This is a genomic window from Nocardioides solisilvae, assembly GCF_003194625.1.
Classification (GTDB): Bacteria; Actinomycetota; Actinomycetes; order Propionibacteriales; family Nocardioidaceae; genus Nocardioides; species Nocardioides solisilvae.
This window is the reverse complement of the sequence record NZ_QHKX01000003.1, coordinates 789,460-806,538: the sequence shown is the minus strand read 5'-3', so window position 1 is coordinate 806,538 and position 17,079 is coordinate 789,460. Positions and strand designations below refer to the sequence as shown.

Genomic DNA, 17,079 nt, shown 5'->3' with positions numbered 1-17,079 from the left:
TCGGTGCAGGTGTCGGCGTCGATCCAGACGGTGGCGACGGCTGCGGAGGAGATGACGGCGAGCATCCGGGAGATCGCGAAGAATGCGACGGAGGCGGCGACGGTGGCCACGACGGCGGTGGGGGTGGCCTCGTCGGCGCGGGGGACGGTGGCGTCGTTGGGTGAGTCGTCGGCGGAGATCGGGAAGGTGATCAAGGTGATCACCTCGATCGCCCAGCAGACGAACCTGTTGGCGTTGAACGCCACGATCGAGGCGGCTCGGGCCGGTGATGCCGGGAAGGGTTTCGCGGTGGTGGCCAACGAGGTCAAGGAGCTGGCGAAGGAGACGGCGCGGGCCACGGAGGACATCGGTCAGAAGATCGAGGCGATCCAGTCCGACACGCGGGGTGCGGTGACGGCGATCGCGGAGATCACCGACGTGATCAGTCGGATCAACGACATCCAGACCACGATCGCCTCGGCGGTGGAGGAGCAGACCGCCACCACCAACGCCATCGGCCGGAGCGTCGGCGACGCCGCTGCCGGTGCCACCGCCATCTCGGCCGACGTGACCCAGGTCGCGACCGCCGCCGAGGAGACCCGTCAGGGGGCGAGCAACACCATGGCATCGGCCACCGACCTGGCCGCGATCGCCGGCCAGCTGCGCGCCCTCGTCGGGCGCTTCACGGTCTGAGTCCGTTGATGACGGTCGGGACCCCCACGACGCCGCACGCGGCCACGCACACCAGCAGTACTCACGGAGGAACCCGATGACCGACCTTGCCCACCCCGTGCAGCTCAACGGGCACGCCGACCGCGAGCGTGTGCCGGCTGCCGTGCCCGGCTCGACGACCGACGTCACCTCGACGGCCGACCCCGTCGAGGGCGAGGGGCTCGCGCGCGAGCTCGTGGTCCAGGGGACGACGCCAGAGGAGCGCGAGCTCCTCGACGCCATGCCGGCCCGGGTCTTCCTCACCGACCGCAACCGCAGGATCCGGTATGCCAACAAGCTGGCGGTCGACGAGCTCCGTCCGGTCGAGGCATTCATGCCCTACAAGGTCGACGAGCTGATCGGCTCCGACGTGAAGCCGCTCTTCACCTTCATCGGCGATGTCGACGAGGTGGAGTACTACTGGGACAACCCCGAAGAGCTCCCCTTCACCAACCAGCTGATGATCGGCAACGAGTACGCCGAGATGACGGTCAGCGCGACCTATCGCGAGGACGGCGAGTTCAACGGGGTCATGGTGGCCTGGGTCTACATCTCCGACCGGGTCCGCGCCGAGCGCCGGCTGCACCGCGCCAACGCCATGATGGAGAGCTCGCCCCTGCCGCTGATGTATGCCGACCGCAACCGCGTCATCACCTACATGAACCCGGCGGCGTTCGAGACGATGCGCCGGCTCGAGCCCTACATCCCGATCACCGCCGAGGAGATGCTCGGCCTGAGCGTGGACCTGCTCAACACGGGCACCGAGGAGACGCAGAGCGCCGAGGGGCAGGCGCAGGTCGACCAGCTGCTGCCCGAGAACCTGCCGCTGCGCGCCGAGCGCCGGGTCGGCCCGGAGACCCTGGACATCCTCTTCTCCGCCATCCACAACAGCGACGGCGAGTACATCGGGATGATGGTCAACTGCGAGGTCGTCACCGAGAAGCTGCAGGTCGAGAAGGAGGCGCTGCAGGCCGCCTCCGACACCGCCGCGGTCAACCGCGTCCTCGGCGCCCTGGGCGCCGCCGGTTCGTTCGACGACGCGCTGCGGCGCACCCAGCGGGTGGTCTGCGAGGAGTTCGACTGGCAGTACTCCTCGGCCTGGAAGGTCGACGAGGAGGCGCAGCAGCTGCGCTTCGTCAGCGTCACCGGCGAGGTCGGCGAGCGGGTCGAGGCGATCCTGCGCCAGGCCGTCTTCCCGCGCGGTCGTGGGATCCAGGGCCGCACCTGGGCTCGCGAGGACGTCCTGCAGGTCGACTCCTCCGACCTGCCCGAGAGCTTCGTGCAGGAGATGCGGGAGCACGGTGTCCACGTGACCCAGGGGGTCAGCCTGCCCGTGCGCGGCTCGCATGGGGTGGTGGCCACCCTCGACTTCTTCAGCGACGAGCCGACGGACCTCACCCCCCAGCGGGTCGAGACGCTGCGCAACATCGGTGACCTGGTGTCGCAGGCGGTGGCGCGGATCAAGCGGGACGAGGCGGAGCGGGCTGCGGCTGCGGAGCTGGCCTCGAAGGTGGACCTGGTGCTGGGGGTGGTGCGGGCTGCTGGTGAGGGTGACCTGACGCGGGAGATGCCGGTGACCGGTGATGACGCGATCGGTCAGCTGGCGCAGGGTCTGGGTGAGGTGCTGCGGACGTTGCGTGGGTCGTTGGGTGACATCGGGGGGACGGCCGACTCGTTGGCGGTGGCGGCTGAGCAGCTGTCGGCGTTGTCTCAGGGGATGGGTGAGGGTGCGTTGCTGACCTCGGAGCGTGCGGGGTCGGCGTCGGGGGCCTCGGTGCAGGTGTCGGCGTCGATCCAGACGGTGGCGACGGCTGCGGAGGAGATGACGGCGAGCATCCGGGAGATCGCGAAGAATGCGACGGAGGCGGCGACGGTGGCCACGACGGCGGTGGGGGTGGCCTCGTCGGCGCGGGGGACGGTGGCGTCGTTGGGTGAGTCGTCGGCGGAGATCGGGAAGGTGATCAAGGTGATCACCTCGATCGCCCAGCAGACGAACCTGTTGGCGTTGAACGCCACGATCGAGGCGGCTCGGGCCGGTGATGCCGGGAAGGGTTTCGCGGTGGTGGCCAACGAGGTCAAGGAGCTGGCGAAGGAGACGGCGCGGGCCACGGAGGACATCGGTCAGAAGATCGAGGCGATCCAGTCCGACACGCGGGGTGCGGTGACGGCGATCGCGGAGATCACCGACGTGATCAGCCGGATCAACGACATCCAGACCACGATCGCCTCGGCGGTGGAGGAGCAGACCGCCACCACCAACGAGATTGCGCGGAGCGTGACGGACGCGGCCTCGGGGGCGAGCGGCATCTCGGCCGACGTCTCCCAGGTCGCCGCCGCGGCCGAGGACACCCGCCAGGGCGTGGAGGACACGATGCAGGCCGCCCGCGACCTGGCCGCGATGGCCAGCCAGCTCAAGGCCCGGGTGACCACCTTCACGCTGTAGGCGACGGCGGACCGGCCCGCCCCGAGGGGGACGGGCCGGTCGCTGCGTCGGTGGCCGGGCGGCGCCGGCCCGGGTGGTCAGCCGCGGAGGCGGGTGGCCAGCACGGCCGCCTGGGTCCGGCGCTGCACGCCCAGCTTGGCCAGCACGGAGGTGACGTTGTTCTTGATCGTCTTCTCCGACAGGAAGAGGCGCTCGCCGATCTGGCGGTTGGTCAGCCCCTCGCCGATCAGCTGCAGGATCCGCTGCTCCTGCGGGGTGAGCTTGTCGAGGCCGTCGGCCGGCTGGGGGGCGCGCTGCTGGCGCATCCGCTCCATCATCCGCGAGGCCACGGCGGGCGCCACGAGCGACTGACCGGCGGCGACCTTGCGGATCCCCTCCAGCAACGAGTCCGCGGCGATCTCCTTGAGCACGTAGCCCGCGACCCCGGCGGAGAAGGCGCCCGTGAGGGTCTCGTCGTCGTCGTAGCTGCTGAGCATGAGGGTCCGCACCTGCGGGGCCCGGTCGCGCAGGTCCCGGGCGACGTCGACGCCCGAGCGGTCGGGGAGCCGGGCGTCGAGCAGGGCCACGTCGGGCGGCGTGGCGAGCATGCCGGCCAGGCCCTCGCGCGCGGTCCCGGCCTCGCCCACCACGGCGATGTCCTCCTCCGCGGAGAGCAGGTCGCGGAGTCCCCGCCGCACGATCTCGTGGTCGTCGAGCAGGAACACCCGGATCTTCTGCATGCGCCCTTGATACCCGACCGTAGGTCCGCGTGGGGCGGAAGTGCCCAGAACGCGTCGTGACGTCGTCGATTCGGGCGCCGACCGGGGCCGGGAATAAGGTTGACATCGGCAACCTTCTAACGCACGCCCCTCCCGGCAGACCAGAAGCGAGTGATGCAGTGACCGAGTCCCCCCAGATGACGCACCGCCAGGTGCTGGAGGCCCTCACCGGCCTCCTCCTGGCGATGTTCGTCGCCATGCTCTCCAGCACCGTCGTCTCCAACGCCCTCCCGGTGATCGTCGCCGATCTCGAGGGCAGCCAGACGGGCTACACCTGGGTGGTGGTGGCGACCCTGCTGACCATGACGGCGACCACGCCGATCTGGGGCAAGCTGGCCGACCTCTTCGACCAGAAGGTGCTGGTCCAGGTCGCGCTCGTCATCTTCTCGATCGGGTCGCTCGCCGCGGGCCTCGCGCCCTCGATGGAGGTCCTCATCGGGGCGCGCGCCTTCCAGGGCCTCGGCGTCGGCGGCCTCACCGCGCTGGTCCAGGTGGTCATCGCCAGCATGGTGAGTCCCCGGGAGCGGGGCCGGTACGCCGGCTACATCGGCTCGGTCTTCGCCCTCTCGACCGTGAGCGGGCCGCTGATCGGCGGGCTGCTCGTCGACACGCTCGGCTGGCGCTGGTGCTTCTTCGTCGGCCTGCCGGTCGCCCTGGTCGCGTTCGTCGTGCTCCAGAAGACGCTCAGGCTGCCCGCCGTCGTCCGCCGAGAGGTGCACATCGACTACCTGGGCGCCACCCTCATCATGGCCGGCGTCTCGCTCCTGCTCGTCTGGGTCTCCCTCGCGGGCAACCAGTTCGAGTGGGTCTCCGGCGCGACCGCCGGCCTCGTCGGTGCGGGCCTGCTGCTCGTCGCCGCGGCCGTCTGGGTCGAGGTCCGGGTGGCCGAGGAGCCGATCATCCCGATGCGCCTCTTCCGCGACCGCACCACCGCGCTGGCCACCGCCGCCTCCGTCCTGATCGGCGTGGCGATGTTCGGCTCGACCGTCTACCTCAGCCAGTACTTCCAGCTCGCCCGCGGCATGTCCCCGACCCGCGCCGGACTGATGTCCATCGCGATGGTCGGCGGGCTCCTCGTCTCGAGCATCGTCTCCGGCCGGATCATCAGCGACACCGGCCGGTGGAAGAAGTTCCTCGTCGGCGGCATGGTCGGAGTGATCGCCGGCCTCGCGCTGCTCTCCACGATCGACAAGGACACCTCCCTGGTCCTCGTCGGCCTCTACATGGCCGTCCTGGGCGTCGGCCTGGGCGCCACGATGCAGAACCTCGTCCTCTCGGTGCAGAACAACACCGCCATGGCCGACATGGGCGCCGCCTCCTCGCTGGTCGCGTTCTTCCGCTCGATCGGGGGCTCGGCGGGCGTCTCGGCGCTCGGTGCCGTGCTCGCCCACCAGGTGGCCGACGAGGTCGGTGCCGGCCTGGCCCGGCTCGGGGTGCAGGGCGGGGAGGAGTCCAGCCACTCCATCCCCGACCTCGACACCCTGCCCGGCCCCGTCCGGGAGGTCTTCCAGACGGCCTTCGGCGAGGCGTCCGCCCACCTCTTCCTCGTCGCCGTCCCCTTCGCCGTGGTCGCGCTGCTCTGCGTGCTGGCGATCAGGGAGGTCCCGCTGCGCGAGACCGTCCTGCGCGACGACGAGCTGGCGCCGGAGCTGCGCGCCGAGCTCGACGCCGCCGGTGCCCTCTCGGACGAGCCCCTCGAGGGGGCCCCGGAGGCGGAGGGCAGCCGGCGGTGACCGGGCAGCGGCACCCCGTCCGGGACCAGACCCTCGACGGCCTCGAGCGCGAGGTCGCCCGGCTGGTCCGCCGGACCCGCCGGGCGATCGGCGCGCGGGCCCGGCTGGTCCACCCCGACCTGCACCCCGCGGCGTACCTCATGCTGGCGCTCGTCGCCGACCGCGGCCCGCTGCGCCCCTCGGTGATCTCCGAGCTCTTCGAGCTCGACAAGGGGGCGGTGAGCCGCCAGGTGCAGCAGCTCGTCGACCTCGGGCTGGTCCGGCGCGACCCCGATCCCGACGACCGCCGGGCCAGCATCCTCACCGCCACCGAGGCGGCGGTGCAGGGCATGGCGCAGGTGCACGCCAGCCGGCGGGCGCTCCTGCGGGAGCGGCTGGGGGAGTGGGACGACGCGGCGCTGGCCGACTTCGTCGCGCGCCTCGAGAGCTACAACGAGGCGCTCGAGCCCGGCCTCTGACCCGCCCCTGCCGCGGGGTCAGCGCAGCCAGACGGCGGTGTCGGGCGGCAGCAGCCCGGCCTCGAGCGGGCCGGAGGCGACCACCGGCTCCCCGGCGGGCACGGCGACCGGCCCGTCGCCGCAGTTGAGGACCACGGTCAGCGGCCCCCGTCGCAGCGCCAGGACGTCCTCGCCCCACCCGTCGAGCGGGTCGAGCAGCGCGACCTCGTCGCCGGCGTCGAGCGCGTGCTCGCGCCGGACGGCCAGGGCGCGGCGGTAGAACTCCAGCGTCGAGGCCGGGTCGCCCTGCTGCGCCTGCGCCGTCAGGGCGGCCCACCCGGCCGGCTGCGGGATCCACGGGGTGCTGCCGTCGGGGCCGAAGCCGAACGGCGGCTCCGCGCCCGACCACGGCACAGGCACCCGGCAGCCGTCGCGACCGGGCTCCCCGGTGCGGAACCAGGACGGGTCCTGCCGGTGCTCCGGGGCGACGTCGACCTGCTCCAGCCCCAGCTCCTCGCCCTGGTAGAGGTACGACGACCCGGGCAGCGCCAGCATGGTGAGGGTGGCGGCCCGGGCGCGGGCCAGGCCGCGCTCCCCGCCGCCGTACCGGGTGGGGTGGCGGACGACGTCGTGGTTGCTGAGCACCCAGGTCGGGGCGGCGCCGACGGGGGCCACGGCCTCCAGCGTCCCGGTGACCACCTCGGCGAACGCCTTCGCCGACCACGGGGCGAGCAGCCAGGAGAAGTTGAAGGCCTGGTCGAGCTCGTCGGGGCGGACGAACCGGGCCATCGACTCCGGCGTCTGGGTCCAGGCCTCGGCGACGGCCATCCGGTCCTCGCCGTACTCGTCGAGCACCTTCGCCCAGCGGCGGTAGACCTCGTGCACCTCGGGCTGGTCCCACATCGGCTCGTCGGCCAGCGTCAGCTCGACCATCTCGTGCGGGCCTGCCTGCTCCAGCTCCTCGGCGGACCGCTCCTGGTCGCGCAGCGACTCCTCCTTGAAGAGGCCGTGCGCCACGTCGACCCGGAAGCCGTCGACGCCGCGGTCGAGCCAGAACCGCAGCACGTCCTCGAACATGTCGCCCACCTCGGGGTTGCGCCAGTCGAGGTCGGGCTGGGTGGAGTCGAAGAGGTGCAGGTACCACTGGTCGGTCGGGCCGTCGGGGCCCTCGACCCGGGTCCAGGCGGGGCCGCCGAAGACCGACTCCCAGTTGTTGGGCGGCTCGCTCGCGTCCGCCCCGCGGCCGGTGCGGAAGACGTAGCGGGCGCGCTCGGGGGAGCCGGGCGCCGCGGCCAGCGCCTCGACGAACCAGGGGTGCGCGTCGGAGGTGTGGTTGGGGACCAGGTCGACGATCACCCGCAGCCCCAGCGCGTGGGCGCGCGCCAGCAGCGCGTCGGCGTCCTCGAGCCGGCCGAAGAGCGGGTCGACGTCGCGGTAGTCGGAGACGTCGTACCCGTGGTCGCGCTGCGGGGAGCGGTAGAACGGCGTGATCCACACGGCGTCCACGCCCAGGTCGCGCAGGTGCGGCAGGCGCGAGGTGATCCCCGGCAGGTCGCCGACCCCGTCGCCGTCGCTGTCGGCGAAGCTGCGGACGTAGACCTGGTAGACGACCGCCTGCCGCCACCAGGCGGCGTCCGCGGGACGGGCGTCGGGAGTGACGGGCGTGCTCATGCGAAGACCTCCGGGTCGACGGTGACCCAGACGTGCTCGGCCACGGCGACCACCCGCCCGTCGGGGTCGTAGAGGGTGGAGGCCGTCCAGGTCCGGCGGCCCTCGGTGCGGCGGCCCTCGCCGACCACGACGTGCTCCTCGCCGACCACCGGCAGGGCGTCGACCCGCGCGGTCATGGTGCCGAGCACCATCGAGCGGCCCTCCATGCCGGCCCCCCAGGCGCCCGGGCAGTCGAGCGCGGCCCAGGTCGCGGCGAGCCCGGTCCGCTGCGCGCCGTCGACGTAGGCGTGCCAGTCCTCGGCGAGGCTGGGGTGCGGCGTCCAGGTCGCCGCCACCCGGCGGCCCGGGCCCTGGGCGGGGTCGTCGCCGCCCGCCACCGGGCCGGGGAAGATCCGCAGCCCGTCGCCGGGCTCCCGGTCGGGTCCGCAGGTGAAGCAGCGGGGGAACGGATGGTCCGTCAGGCCCTCGTACGCCGTCTCCGCGGCGCGGGCGACCTCCGGCGCGACGGGCGCCACGGCGACGAGCGCGTGGTCGGGCTCGGCCTCGTCGACCAGCACGGCGTCCGCCACCAGCGCGCCCGCGGGGTCGAGCAGCCGGGTGACGAGGACGCCGCCGGCGCCCGCGTCGGCCTCCTCGACGACGGTGAGGACCTGGTCGAGGGGTGGGGGCATCCGCAGCCGGACCCGGATCGGCGGCCAGGCCTCGCTCCGGTCCTCGGGGCAGCCGTGCTCGACGTGGGCCGCCAGCTCTCCGGCGGTCCAGCCGCCGTTGCCGGACCGGGCGGGGCCGCAGAAGCGGTGCGGGACGATCAGCTCGCTCACGGCGCCACCCTGCCACCTCTGGGTGCGATGGGACAGAATGGGGCGGGTGAGCGACCTCATCGACACCACCGAGATGTACCTCCGCACGATCTACGAGCTCGTGGAGGAGGGGATCGTCCCGCTCCGGGCCCGGATCGCGGAGCGGCTGCACCAGAGCGGCCCGACCGTCTCGCAGACGGTGGCCCGGATGGAGCGCGACGGGCTGCTCACCGTCGAGGGCGACCGGCACCTCGAGCTGACCGAGCAGGGGCTGCGGCTCGCGACCCGGGTGATGCGCAAGCACCGCCTCGCGGAGCGGCTGCTGACCGACGTGATCGGCCTCGACTGGGAGCTGGTCCACGCCGAGGCGTGCCGCTGGGAGCACGTGATGTCGGAGACCGTCGAGCGCCGCCTCCTGGAGCTGCTCGACCACCCCACGGAGTCGCCGTACGGCAACCCGATCCCCGGGCTCGAGGAGCTGGGCCAGGAGACCGCGCCCGAGGAGTTCCGCGAGGGCGTGGTGCCGCTGGCCAGGGCCGCCGGGTCGGAGGAGGGCCGGGTGCACGTGCGCCGGATCTCCGAGGAGCTGCAGAAGGACGAGGCGCTGATGAGCGCGCTGCGCCGGGTCGGGGCGCTGCCCGACCGGTCCATCGTGGTGGTCGCGACCACCGAGGGCGTCCTGGTCGGCTCGGGCGGCGAGACCGCCGAGGTCGACCTCGAGGCCGCGGACCACATCTTCGTGACGCCCGTGGAGCGGGCGGCCGACGCACGACCGGTCTGAGCCGGGGAGGGGGAGTCGTGGTCGAGGTGGACGGGGAGCCCGAGATCGTCCTGGTCGAGCCCGTGCCGGTGGCGGTGCTCCGGGAGAGCGTGGCCGTCGAGGAGCTCACGAGCTTCTACGACCGCGCGTTCGACGCGGTCGCCGACGAGCTGGAGCGCCAGCAGGTGGGCCGGGTCGGCCCGGCGCTGGCGGTCTACCGCGGGACGCCCGGGGCGACGGTCGACGTGGCGGCCGGCTTCCCGGTCCAGCGGCCGGTCGACACGGCGGCGGGGATCACCGGGACCGAGCTGCCCGGGGGCATGGTCGTCCAGGCGCTCCACGTCGGCGCCTACGACCGGCTGGGGGAGACCTACGAGCGGCTGCGGGCCTTCGCGGCCGACCAGGGGGTCGAGCTCGCCGACGTGATGTGGGAGAGCTACCTGACCGAGCCCACCCCCGAGGCCGACCCGGCCTCCATGCGCACCCGGGTCAGCTGGCTGCTGCGGGGCTGAGCCGGGCCGCCGCCAGGGCGGTGAGGAAGTCGCTGCACCCGGCGTCCACCGTGAGCGTGGCGAGCGGGTCGCCGCGGGTGGCGCCCCGGTTGACGATCACCACGGGGACGCCGTCGCGCGCCGCCCGCTTGACGAAGCGCAGGCCGCTCATCACCGTGAGCGAGGAGCCGGCGACCAGCAGCGCCCCGCCGGCCGCGGCGAGCGCCTCGACCGCCGCGTAGCAGCGGGCCACGCGGGGCGCGGGGACGTTCTCCCCGAAGAAGACCACGTCGGGCTTGAGCCGCCCGCCGCAGCCGGTGCAGCCGGGGACGACGAACCCCTCGGTGTCGTCGAGCTCCACGTCGCCGTCGGGGTTGTCGGCGACGTCGGCGTGCCGGGCTGCCCAGCCCGGGTTGGCCGCCTCCGTCCGCTCCTGCAGGGCGCTCCGCGAGGAGGTCGCCCGGCAGTCCAGGCAGACCACGTCGGCGATCCGTCCGTGCAGGGCCACCAGCCGTCGTGAGCCGGCCGCCTCGTGGAGCCCGTCGACGTTCTGGGTGATCAGCAGCCCGGGGTCCAGCGCGGCCAGGGCCCGGTGCCCGGCGTTGGGCTCGGCCCCTCGCATCCGGGACCAGCCGAGGTGGCTGCGCGCCCAGTAGCGCCGCCGGGCCTGCGGCGTGGCGACGAACTCCTGGTAGGTCATCGGGGCGCGCGGCCGGGAGCCCGGGCCGCGGTAGTCGGGGATGCCGGAGTCGGTCGAGAGCCCCGCCCCGGTCAGCACGACCAGCGGACGGTCGGCCAGCAGGGCGAGCGCCTCGTCCGTCGTCCGGCCGGTCATCGGGCGTAGCGCAGCTCGGCCCGGGCCCGGGCCTTCGCCGCCTCGGCCTCGCGGTCCTTCGGCGGGGCGCTGGTCACGAGACCGTCGACCAGCTCGCGGGTGATCCGCGCGACCTCGGCGACGGCCCGGTCGAAGACCTCCTGGTTGGCCGCCGACGGGCGGGCCGTCCCGCTGACCTTGCGGACGTACTGCAGCGCAGCCGCGGCCACCTCGTCGTCGGTGGCCGGCGGCGCGAAGTTGTTGAGCGGGCGGATGTTGCGGCACATGCCCTCGAGGGTACGCCGCGCGGGCTCCCCGCGGTCGTGCCAAGATGTTCCCCGGCCCGCGAGGGCCACGCCCCAGTAGCTCAGTGGATAGAGCAGCCGCCTCCTAAGCGAAAGGTCGCAAGTTCGACTCTTGCCTGGGGCACCACCACCGCCACCACCGCGACCGGAGCGGTCGGCTCAGTCGTCCTCGGCCAGCCGGCGGCGGAGGCGGCGTACCTCGGCCTCGAGCTCGAGGACGCGGGCGATGCCGACGAGGTTGAGCCCCTCGGCCAGCAGCTCGCGGATCCGGTGCAGCGTCTCGATGTCCTGCGACGAGTAGAGCCGGGTGCCCCCGGCCGTGCGGCCCGGCGCGACCAGGCCCCGGCGCTCGTAGACCCGCAGGTTCTGGATCTCCATCGAGACCATCGAGGCCGCGACGGAGATGGCGTAGACGCCCGTGGTCGACGACGAGCCCATCGCTCCTCCTGCCGGTCGGGCCGGGTGCTCCCGGCGACTTGAACGACTGTATCGGACGTGCTACAAAATCTATATCCGTTGTTACAGATCCGTGAGGAGGAGGAACCCGCCATGCTGCTCCGCAACACCGACCCCTTCCGTGACTTCGACCGCCTCGCCCAGCAGCTGATGGGCACCACCAACCGGCCGGCCGTCATGCCGATGGACGCCTGGCGCGAGGGCGAGCGGTTCGTCATCGAGTTCGACCTGCCGGGCGTCGCGAAGGACTCGATCGACCTCGACATCGAGCGCAACGTCCTGACCGTCCGGGCCGAGCGCGTCGCCCGCAACGGCGACTGGGAGATGCTCGCCTCCGAGCGGCCGCGCGGCGTCTTCAGCCGGCAGCTCGTGCTCGGCGACAACCTCGACCTCGACCGCATCGAGGCCTCGTACGCCGACGGCGTCCTGCGGCTGCTCGTCCCGGTGGCCGAGCGGGCCAAGCCGCGCAAGATCGAGATCGGCGGCGTGGCCGGCGACAAGCCCGCCGAGCTCGCGGGCTGAGCCCCGACCGGCGCTCCGGCGCTCCCGCGGTGTCCGGACGGTGGGCCCGGTCACCCGTGACCGGGCCCACCGCCGCTTTCCGGCGAAACCGCTCCGCGAGGGGGGTCGAGTGCGTCAGGCTTGGCCCATGACGACCAGGGGGACCCGGGCGGCCGACGTGATCGCCACCATCGAGGCCCAGACCGAGGCCGCGATCGCCCGGCTGCGCCAGGCCTCCGCGCTGCGCGAGGAGCTCGGCGCCGTCCGGGGCACCGGCAGCTGCGAGGGCGTCACCGTCACCGTCAGCTCGACCGGGGTCCTGCTCGACGTCGACCTCGGCCCCGGCCTGGTCGGCGGGGTCGACCTGCGCCGTCGCCTGCTGACCGCGCACCGCGCCGCGCAGCGCGACGTCGCCGACCGCGTCGGCGACCGGACCCGGGCCACGTGGGGGGCCGACGACCCCGTGGTGCTGCGGACGGAGCACGAGACCGCCCGTCGCACCGGCCCCCGCCTGGTCCGCGACGACGTCAGCCGCTGACCACCTCGAACCTGATCCCGACGTCCTGCAGGCGCCGGGTGAGGTGCTCGCCCATCGCCTGGGCGGTGGTGACCTGCCCGCTGGTGGGCGGGTTGTCGTCGAGCAGCAGGGAGAGCGCTGCCTCGGCGAGCATCTTGGCGGTCTCGGTGTAGCCGGGGTCGCCGCCGCTCACCCGGGTGTGCACCCGCTGCGGCTCCGAGCCGTCGACCGGCACCGTCTCGCCGACGAAGTCGACCGTGAACCACGCGCGGTCGCGCCGGGCCGGGTCGGGCCCCACGCCCTGCGGCACGCGGGCCAGCAGCTGGCGGCGCAGCAGCGGGAGCTGGGCCACCGCGGCCAGCGCGCCGACCGCGACGGCCCCGCCGGCGGCGTACCGCAGGGTCTTCGTCCCGGCGAAGTGGGCGTAGCGGAACTTCGGCCCGTACGTCGGCAGCGCGGCGCCGCTGCGCGCCACCACCGCCGCGTCGAGCGTCGGCAGGGGGAGCAGCCAGTAGCCGAGCACGGGGTCCCGGCGCGGGGTGCCGGCGACCGCCCGCGACGTGCGGCCCTCGGGGCGCCGCTCCTGCCGGTGCCGGGCGCTGGCGGCCTGCTTCGACTCCTTGAGCCGGGACATCGCGTTGACCGCCGAGTGGAAGGTGCCGCCGGAGAACGTGCCGCTCGAGCGGACCACGCCGCGCAGCTCGATCGGGACGTCGTCGGGCAGCTGCTGCACCGTGAAGAGCGCGCCCAGGTCGTGCGGCACCGAGTCGAAGCCGCAGGCGTGCACCAGCCGGGCTCCCGAGGCCTCCGCCGTCGCGTGGTGGTCGAGCCAGGTGCGGTCGACGAACTCCGGCTCGCCCGTGAGGTCGACGTAGTCGGTGCCGGCGGCCGCGCACGCGGCGACCAGAGCCTCGCCGTGGTGCAGGTAGGGGCCGACCGTGGTGACGACCAGCCGGGTGGAGGCGGCGAGCCGCGCCATGTCGGCCTCGTCGCCCGAGTCGGCCACCACCAGCGGGAGGTCGACCAGGTGGGGGTGCTCGGCGGCCAGCCGGGCGCGCACGGCCTCCAGCCGCTCGGCGGAGCGCCCCGCCAGCGCCCACCGCAGGTCGCGCGGGGCGTGGGCGGCGAGGTGCTCGGCGGTCAGCCCGCCGGTGAAGCCGGTGGCGCCCATCAGGACGAGGTCCAGGTCGCGGTCGTGGTCGCGGTCGAGGTCGGCGGGGGAAACGTTCATCGCCCCATCGTGGCAGGGCGGACGTGACGCCCGCGACGTGCCGCACCGGCGCGGGGCGGGCCGGGCCGGGAGAGGGCGCGGGTCATTTGCCCCGAGGCACCCGCCCGGGGACACTTGGCAGGCTGAGCAGTGCGCTCTCCTGTAGATTTCGCCGCGCCGACCCGTCCGGTCGGCGCGTCCCCGAGCCCAAGACGAGGTGACCGTGTCCGACGAGAAGTCTCCCGAGGACCCGGTCGGCACCCCTGACGGTCTCGGCGCGCACGCCCCCGGCGACGGGGTGGCCGAGGAGACCGACGAGGGCGGCAAGCGCAAGGGCAAGGTGAAGAAGAAGCACACCGTCGGGACGGTGCTGCTCGCCTCGCTCGTCGTGCTGGGCCTCGTCACCGGCCTGGGCACCGCGTTCGTCTACCGCTCGCTCAACGGCAACATCACCGTCTCCGACGCCTTCGACGAGGTCGACGACCGCCCCGAGGACCTCGGCCCCAAGGGCGCGCTCAACATCCTGGTGCTGGGCTCCGACACCCGGTCGGGCGAGGGCAACAAGCTCGACGAGGAGGCAGGCGGCGGCGTCTCCGACGTGACGATCCTGCTCCACATCTCGGAGGACCGCGAGCGCGCCTACGGCGTCTCGATCCCGCGCGACTCGCTGGTGACCCGTCCCGACTGCGGGGAGGACAACGAGATCCCGGGTGGCGAGGACCAGATGTGGAACGCCGCCTACGCCCTCGGCGGCGAGGCGTGCACGGTCGAGCAGTTCGAGCAGAACACCGGCATCGCCCTCGACGACTTCGTGGTCGTCGACTTCGCGGGCTTCAAGGACATGGTCGACGCCGTGGACGGCGTCCCGGTGTGCATCCCCGAGGACATCAACGACACCGAGCACAACATCTTCATCAAGGGCGGGAAGGACCGCGTCCTCAAGGGCGACGAGGCGCTCGGCTACGTCCGGGTCCGGGCGACGCTGGGCGACGGCTCCGACATCGGCCGGATCAAGCGCCAGCAGAACTTCGTCGCCTCGATGGTCAAGAAGGTCGTCTCCAAGGGCACCCTGGCCCGCCCCGACCGGCTCTACGGCTTCCTGGACGCGGCGACGGAGTCGCTGACGGTCTCGCCCGGCCTCCGCAACCTCACCAAGCTCGGCGGCCTGGGCCTCAGCCTGCAGGACGTCGGCCTCGACCAGGTCCAGTTCCTCACCGTGCCGTGGGAGTACGACCAGCGCGAGGAGTTCCGCGGTCGGGTCGCCTGGAAGGAGCAGGAGGCCAAGAAGCTCTGGAAGAAGATCGGCAAGGACAAGCCGCTCTCGCGCACCCAGCGCGAGGGGGCGATCAGCGCCGCGGCCCCGCCCGGCCAGACCCCGACGGCCACCCCCACGCAGGAGGCCACGCCGACCGAGGAGCCGTCCCCGACCGAGACGCCCACCGAGGAGCCCTCGCCGTCCGTCACGCAGACCCCGTCGCCCAGCGCGACCCAGGGGCCGACCGAGGAAGAGGTCGAGGCCGCCCGCAAGGAAGGCCTCTGCGCGTGACCGGCCCCCAGGAGCCCGGCCCCCAGGAGCCCGACCCCCGGGAGTCCGGCCCGCAGGACGCAGCCACGCGGGAGTCCGGCCCGCAGGACGCAGCCACGCGGGAGTCCGACTGGGAGCGGCAGCGACGCCTCGCGCGCGTCTTCGGCGACGTGCTGCCCGAGACGACCTCCGACGAACGGGACCCGGAGCCGGGCGGTCTGGAGTCCTCCTCCGACGCCTGGCTCCGGGCCCAGGTCCCGCCCCACCACGGCGGCTGACGCCCCACGGCCGACCGAAGACCCGTCGGCGGTGCGCGCCGCCGCCGCGGGGGCGGGGCGGCGGACCGGGGTCGTGCCCCGGTCCGGTGCGGCAGTGGTCAGACGTTGCCCTGGCGCGCCCGCAGCAGGTCGCGGATCTCCTCCAGCAGCGCGACGTCGGCCGGGGTGCCCTCCTCCTCGGGCTTCTTCGGGAAGAAGCGCTCCTGCGCCTTGGTGTACGGCGTCACGATGAGGAAGTAGACGACCGCCGCGAGGATGAGGAACGAGATCAGGGCGGTGAGCCAGGCGCCCACCGAGACGCCGCCCGGGGTCCAGCTGGAGAAGTCGGGCGTGCCCCCGACCTTGCCGATGAGGTCCATGATCAGGGCGACCGTGGCCGTCACGACCGCCGCGAAGGCGGTGGCCATGATGAAGGCGACCGCCAGCTCGACGAGGTTGCCCTTCATGATGAAGTTCTTGAAGCCGGTCATGCGTACTCCTCGGGTCCGAGCTCCCCAGAGGGGAGACAGGTGGGTGTCCGGAGGACCGGACCTCGGCACGCTAGCGCGCGAACGCGGGGGTGAGGAACTCACGCGCCGCCGCTGCGCTGACGGTCCGCACCTGCGCCGGGGTCAGACCCAGCACGACGAGCCGGCCCCCGGTCGGCTGCCCGGCGGCCACCGCGCCCCCGGCGTCGTCGAGCGGGAGCGCGAGGACGGGGGAGCCGCTGGCCACCACCTCCGCCGTCCCGGCCTCGGGGTCGCTGGCCACGAGGTCGATCTCGTCGCCCACCCGGAGCAGCCCGACCGCGGCGGCGTCGGGCAGCCGGACGGGCAGGGCCACGAGGCCCGGGTAGCCGTCGACCAGGGAGGGGGCGGTCAGCCGCACGTCGGTGAGGGGCTCCCCGCGACGCAGCGGCGCTGCCAGGGTGCGCCCCGCCCAGCGCGCCGCCGCCCCGTCGGGCCGGGAGCCGGCGGGCCACCGCGCCCGGACGAGGTCGTCGGAGGTCAGCACCGTGCCGGAGGGGAGGTCCCGGGCGGCGACGAGGACCGGCTCGGTCGCCGGCGGCGGGGGAGCGACGGCCCGCACGCCCGCGGCCACCGCGACGCCGAGGCAGGCGGCGACGAGCAGCCGGCGGTGTGCGAGCACCCGGGTGCGCCAGAACCGCCGCGCCCGGGAGCGGGCGCGGTCGACGGACGAGGGGAGGAGGTCCTCAGGCATGCCGCGACGCTAGGCGCGTCGCGACGCTCCCGACCGCGTCTCCTCCCCAGCCCGGAGGGCGGCCGGCTCATCCACAGGGAGGGGCGCACGAGGAGGCCCGTTCAGCTGGCGGTGGTGGCCTTCGGGGTGCTCGAGGAGCCGGACGACGACGAGCCGGACGTGCTGCTCGAGCCGGAGGACGACGAGTCCGACGAGGACGAGTCCGACGAGGACGAGCCCGACGAGGACGAGCCGGACGTGCTGCCGGACGTGGAGCCCGACGACGAGCCGGACGAGGAGGAGCCGGAGCGGCTGTCGGTCCGGTAGAAGCCGGAGCCCTTGAAGACCACGCCCACCGCGTTGAACACCTTGCGCAGGCGTCCGTCACACTGCGGGCAGTGGGTCAGCGCGTCGTCGCTGAAGCTCTGGAACTGCTCGAAGGCGTGCCCGCACTCGGTGCAGGCGTACTGGTAGGTCGGCACGCCGCACAGTTTACGTCACGGGAAGTGGA

21 protein-coding genes and 1 tRNA gene are annotated in these 17,079 nt (G+C 73.6%); 11 read left to right on the top strand and 11 right to left on the bottom strand.

The features are described 5' to 3' along the window. Positions 1-203 (bottom strand): hypothetical protein (locus DNK53_RS18205; protein WP_239456572.1); only part of this gene is annotated, 203 nt, incomplete at its 3' end. On the opposite strand from DNK53_RS18205, the gene DNK53_RS15220 reads away from it, so the two are divergent. Both DNK53_RS15220 and DNK53_RS15215 read left to right on the top strand, forming a co-directional pair. Then, complete coding sequence (locus tag DNK53_RS15220; protein ID WP_239456569.1) at positions 118-672, top strand: methyl-accepting chemotaxis protein; 555 nt, start codon at positions 118-120, stop codon at positions 670-672. The two genes, DNK53_RS18205 and DNK53_RS15220, sit on opposite strands and share 86 nt — an antisense overlap. Positions 673-748: 76 nt before the next feature. Further along, positions 749-3,133 carry a methyl-accepting chemotaxis protein gene (locus DNK53_RS15215; protein ID WP_239456556.1) on the top strand — a complete coding sequence of 795 codons (2,385 nt, stop codon included), beginning with the start codon at positions 749-751 and terminating at the stop codon, positions 3,131-3,133. Between the two features lie 77 nt (positions 3,134-3,210). On the opposite strand, the gene DNK53_RS15210 is transcribed toward DNK53_RS15215, so the two are convergent. Next, positions 3,211-3,852: a response regulator gene (locus DNK53_RS15210; RefSeq protein ID WP_110183114.1), complete on the bottom strand. Its 642-nt coding sequence runs from the start codon at positions 3,850-3,852 to the stop codon at positions 3,211-3,213. Positions 3,853-4,010: 158 nt separating this feature from the next. Between DNK53_RS15210 and DNK53_RS15205 the strand changes: the two genes are divergently transcribed. Further along, a complete protein-coding gene (locus tag DNK53_RS15205; RefSeq protein ID WP_239456555.1) occupies positions 4,011-5,624 on the top strand; it encodes an MDR family MFS transporter in 1,614 nt (537 codons plus the stop codon). Further along, positions 5,621-6,082: a MarR family winged helix-turn-helix transcriptional regulator gene (locus DNK53_RS15200; protein ID WP_110183113.1), complete on the top strand. Its 462-nt coding sequence runs from the start codon at positions 5,621-5,623 to the stop codon at positions 6,080-6,082. The genes DNK53_RS15205 and DNK53_RS15200 overlap by 4 nt, the downstream gene beginning before the upstream one ends. Before the next feature lie 18 nt (positions 6,083-6,100). Here the strand turns inward: DNK53_RS15200 and DNK53_RS15195 are convergent, their stop codons facing one another. Next, positions 6,101-7,732, bottom strand: coding sequence for a glycoside hydrolase family 13 protein (locus DNK53_RS15195; RefSeq protein ID WP_110183112.1), 1,632 nt, complete (start codon positions 7,730-7,732; stop codon positions 6,101-6,103). After that, complete coding sequence (locus DNK53_RS15190; RefSeq protein ID WP_204163944.1) at positions 7,729-8,553, bottom strand: hypothetical protein; 825 nt, start codon at positions 8,551-8,553, stop codon at positions 7,729-7,731. Before DNK53_RS15190 ends, DNK53_RS15195 begins: the two co-directional genes overlap by 4 nt. A 46-nt stretch (positions 8,554-8,599) precedes the next feature. Between DNK53_RS15190 and DNK53_RS15185 the strand changes: the two genes are divergently transcribed. Both DNK53_RS15185 and DNK53_RS15180 read left to right on the top strand, forming a co-directional pair. Next, on the top strand, positions 8,600-9,313 hold the full coding sequence (locus DNK53_RS15185) for an iron-dependent transcriptional repressor DtxR (RefSeq protein ID WP_110183111.1): 714 nt from the start codon (positions 8,600-8,602) through the stop codon (positions 9,311-9,313). Between the two features lie 17 nt (positions 9,314-9,330). Beyond that, positions 9,331-9,804: a GyrI-like domain-containing protein gene (locus DNK53_RS15180; protein WP_162599973.1), complete on the top strand. Its 474-nt coding sequence runs from the start codon at positions 9,331-9,333 to the stop codon at positions 9,802-9,804. Here DNK53_RS15180 and DNK53_RS15175 read toward each other — a convergent pair. Both DNK53_RS15175 and DNK53_RS15170 read right to left on the bottom strand, forming a co-directional pair. Beyond that, positions 9,782-10,618 carry an NAD-dependent protein deacetylase gene (locus tag DNK53_RS15175; RefSeq protein WP_110183110.1) on the bottom strand — a complete coding sequence of 279 codons (837 nt, stop codon included), beginning with the start codon at positions 10,616-10,618 and terminating at the stop codon, positions 9,782-9,784. The genes DNK53_RS15180 and DNK53_RS15175 overlap by 23 nt on opposite strands. Then, positions 10,615-10,884, bottom strand: coding sequence for a DUF2277 domain-containing protein (locus DNK53_RS15170; RefSeq protein ID WP_110183109.1), 270 nt, complete (start codon positions 10,882-10,884; stop codon positions 10,615-10,617). Before DNK53_RS15170 ends, DNK53_RS15175 begins: the two co-directional genes overlap by 4 nt. Positions 10,885-10,953: 69 nt before the next feature. On the opposite strand from DNK53_RS15170, the gene DNK53_RS15165 reads away from it, so the two are divergent. Then, a tRNA-Arg gene (locus DNK53_RS15165) sits at positions 10,954-11,029 on the top strand. Between the two features lie 32 nt (positions 11,030-11,061). Here DNK53_RS15165 and DNK53_RS15160 read toward each other — a convergent pair. Further along, positions 11,062-11,340, bottom strand: a complete 279-nt coding sequence (locus tag DNK53_RS15160) for a MerR family transcriptional regulator (RefSeq protein ID WP_110183108.1) — start codon at positions 11,338-11,340, stop codon at positions 11,062-11,064. A gap of 111 nt (positions 11,341-11,451) precedes the next feature. Here DNK53_RS15160 and DNK53_RS15155 point away from each other — a divergent pair, with 111 nt between their 5' ends. Next, positions 11,452-11,880 carry an Hsp20/alpha crystallin family protein gene (locus tag DNK53_RS15155; RefSeq protein ID WP_110183107.1) on the top strand — a complete coding sequence of 143 codons (429 nt, stop codon included), beginning with the start codon at positions 11,452-11,454 and terminating at the stop codon, positions 11,878-11,880. Positions 11,881-12,007: 127 nt separating this feature from the next. Continuing rightward, a complete protein-coding gene (locus DNK53_RS15150; protein WP_110183106.1) occupies positions 12,008-12,397 on the top strand; it encodes a YbaB/EbfC family nucleoid-associated protein in 390 nt (129 codons plus the stop codon). Here the strand turns inward: DNK53_RS15150 and DNK53_RS15145 are convergent. Beyond that, positions 12,387-13,607 carry a saccharopine dehydrogenase family protein gene (locus DNK53_RS15145; RefSeq protein ID WP_110183105.1) on the bottom strand — a complete coding sequence of 407 codons (1,221 nt, stop codon included), beginning with the start codon at positions 13,605-13,607 and terminating at the stop codon, positions 12,387-12,389. The two genes, DNK53_RS15150 and DNK53_RS15145, sit on opposite strands and share 11 nt — an antisense overlap. A 202-nt stretch (positions 13,608-13,809) precedes the next feature. Here DNK53_RS15145 and DNK53_RS15140 point away from each other — a divergent pair, with 202 nt between their 5' ends. Then, positions 13,810-15,132 carry an LCP family protein gene (locus DNK53_RS15140; protein ID WP_162599972.1) on the top strand — a complete coding sequence of 441 codons (1,323 nt, stop codon included), beginning with the start codon at positions 13,810-13,812 and terminating at the stop codon, positions 15,130-15,132. Then, entirely contained in the window at positions 15,129-15,389 is a 261-nt protein-coding gene (locus tag DNK53_RS15135) for a hypothetical protein (protein ID WP_110183103.1), read from the top strand. Before DNK53_RS15140 ends, DNK53_RS15135 begins: the two co-directional genes overlap by 4 nt. A 98-nt stretch (positions 15,390-15,487) precedes the next feature. Here DNK53_RS15135 and DNK53_RS15130 read toward each other — a convergent pair whose 3' ends face one another. The 3 genes from DNK53_RS15130 to DNK53_RS18455 form a co-directional block, all read right to left on the bottom strand. Beyond that, positions 15,488-15,859, bottom strand: a complete 372-nt coding sequence (locus tag DNK53_RS15130; protein ID WP_110183102.1) for an MscL family protein — start codon at positions 15,857-15,859, stop codon at positions 15,488-15,490. Positions 15,860-15,929: 70 nt separating this feature from the next. Beyond that, positions 15,930-16,589 carry a Flp pilus assembly protein CpaB gene (gene cpaB / locus DNK53_RS15125; protein ID WP_110183101.1) on the bottom strand — a complete coding sequence of 220 codons (660 nt, stop codon included), beginning with the start codon at positions 16,587-16,589 and terminating at the stop codon, positions 15,930-15,932. A 101-nt stretch (positions 16,590-16,690) separates the two neighbouring features. Then, positions 16,691-17,050 carry an FmdB family zinc ribbon protein gene (locus tag DNK53_RS18455; protein ID WP_110183100.1) on the bottom strand — a complete coding sequence of 120 codons (360 nt, stop codon included), beginning with the start codon at positions 17,048-17,050 and terminating at the stop codon, positions 16,691-16,693. Positions 17,051-17,079: the final 29 nt, after the last annotated feature.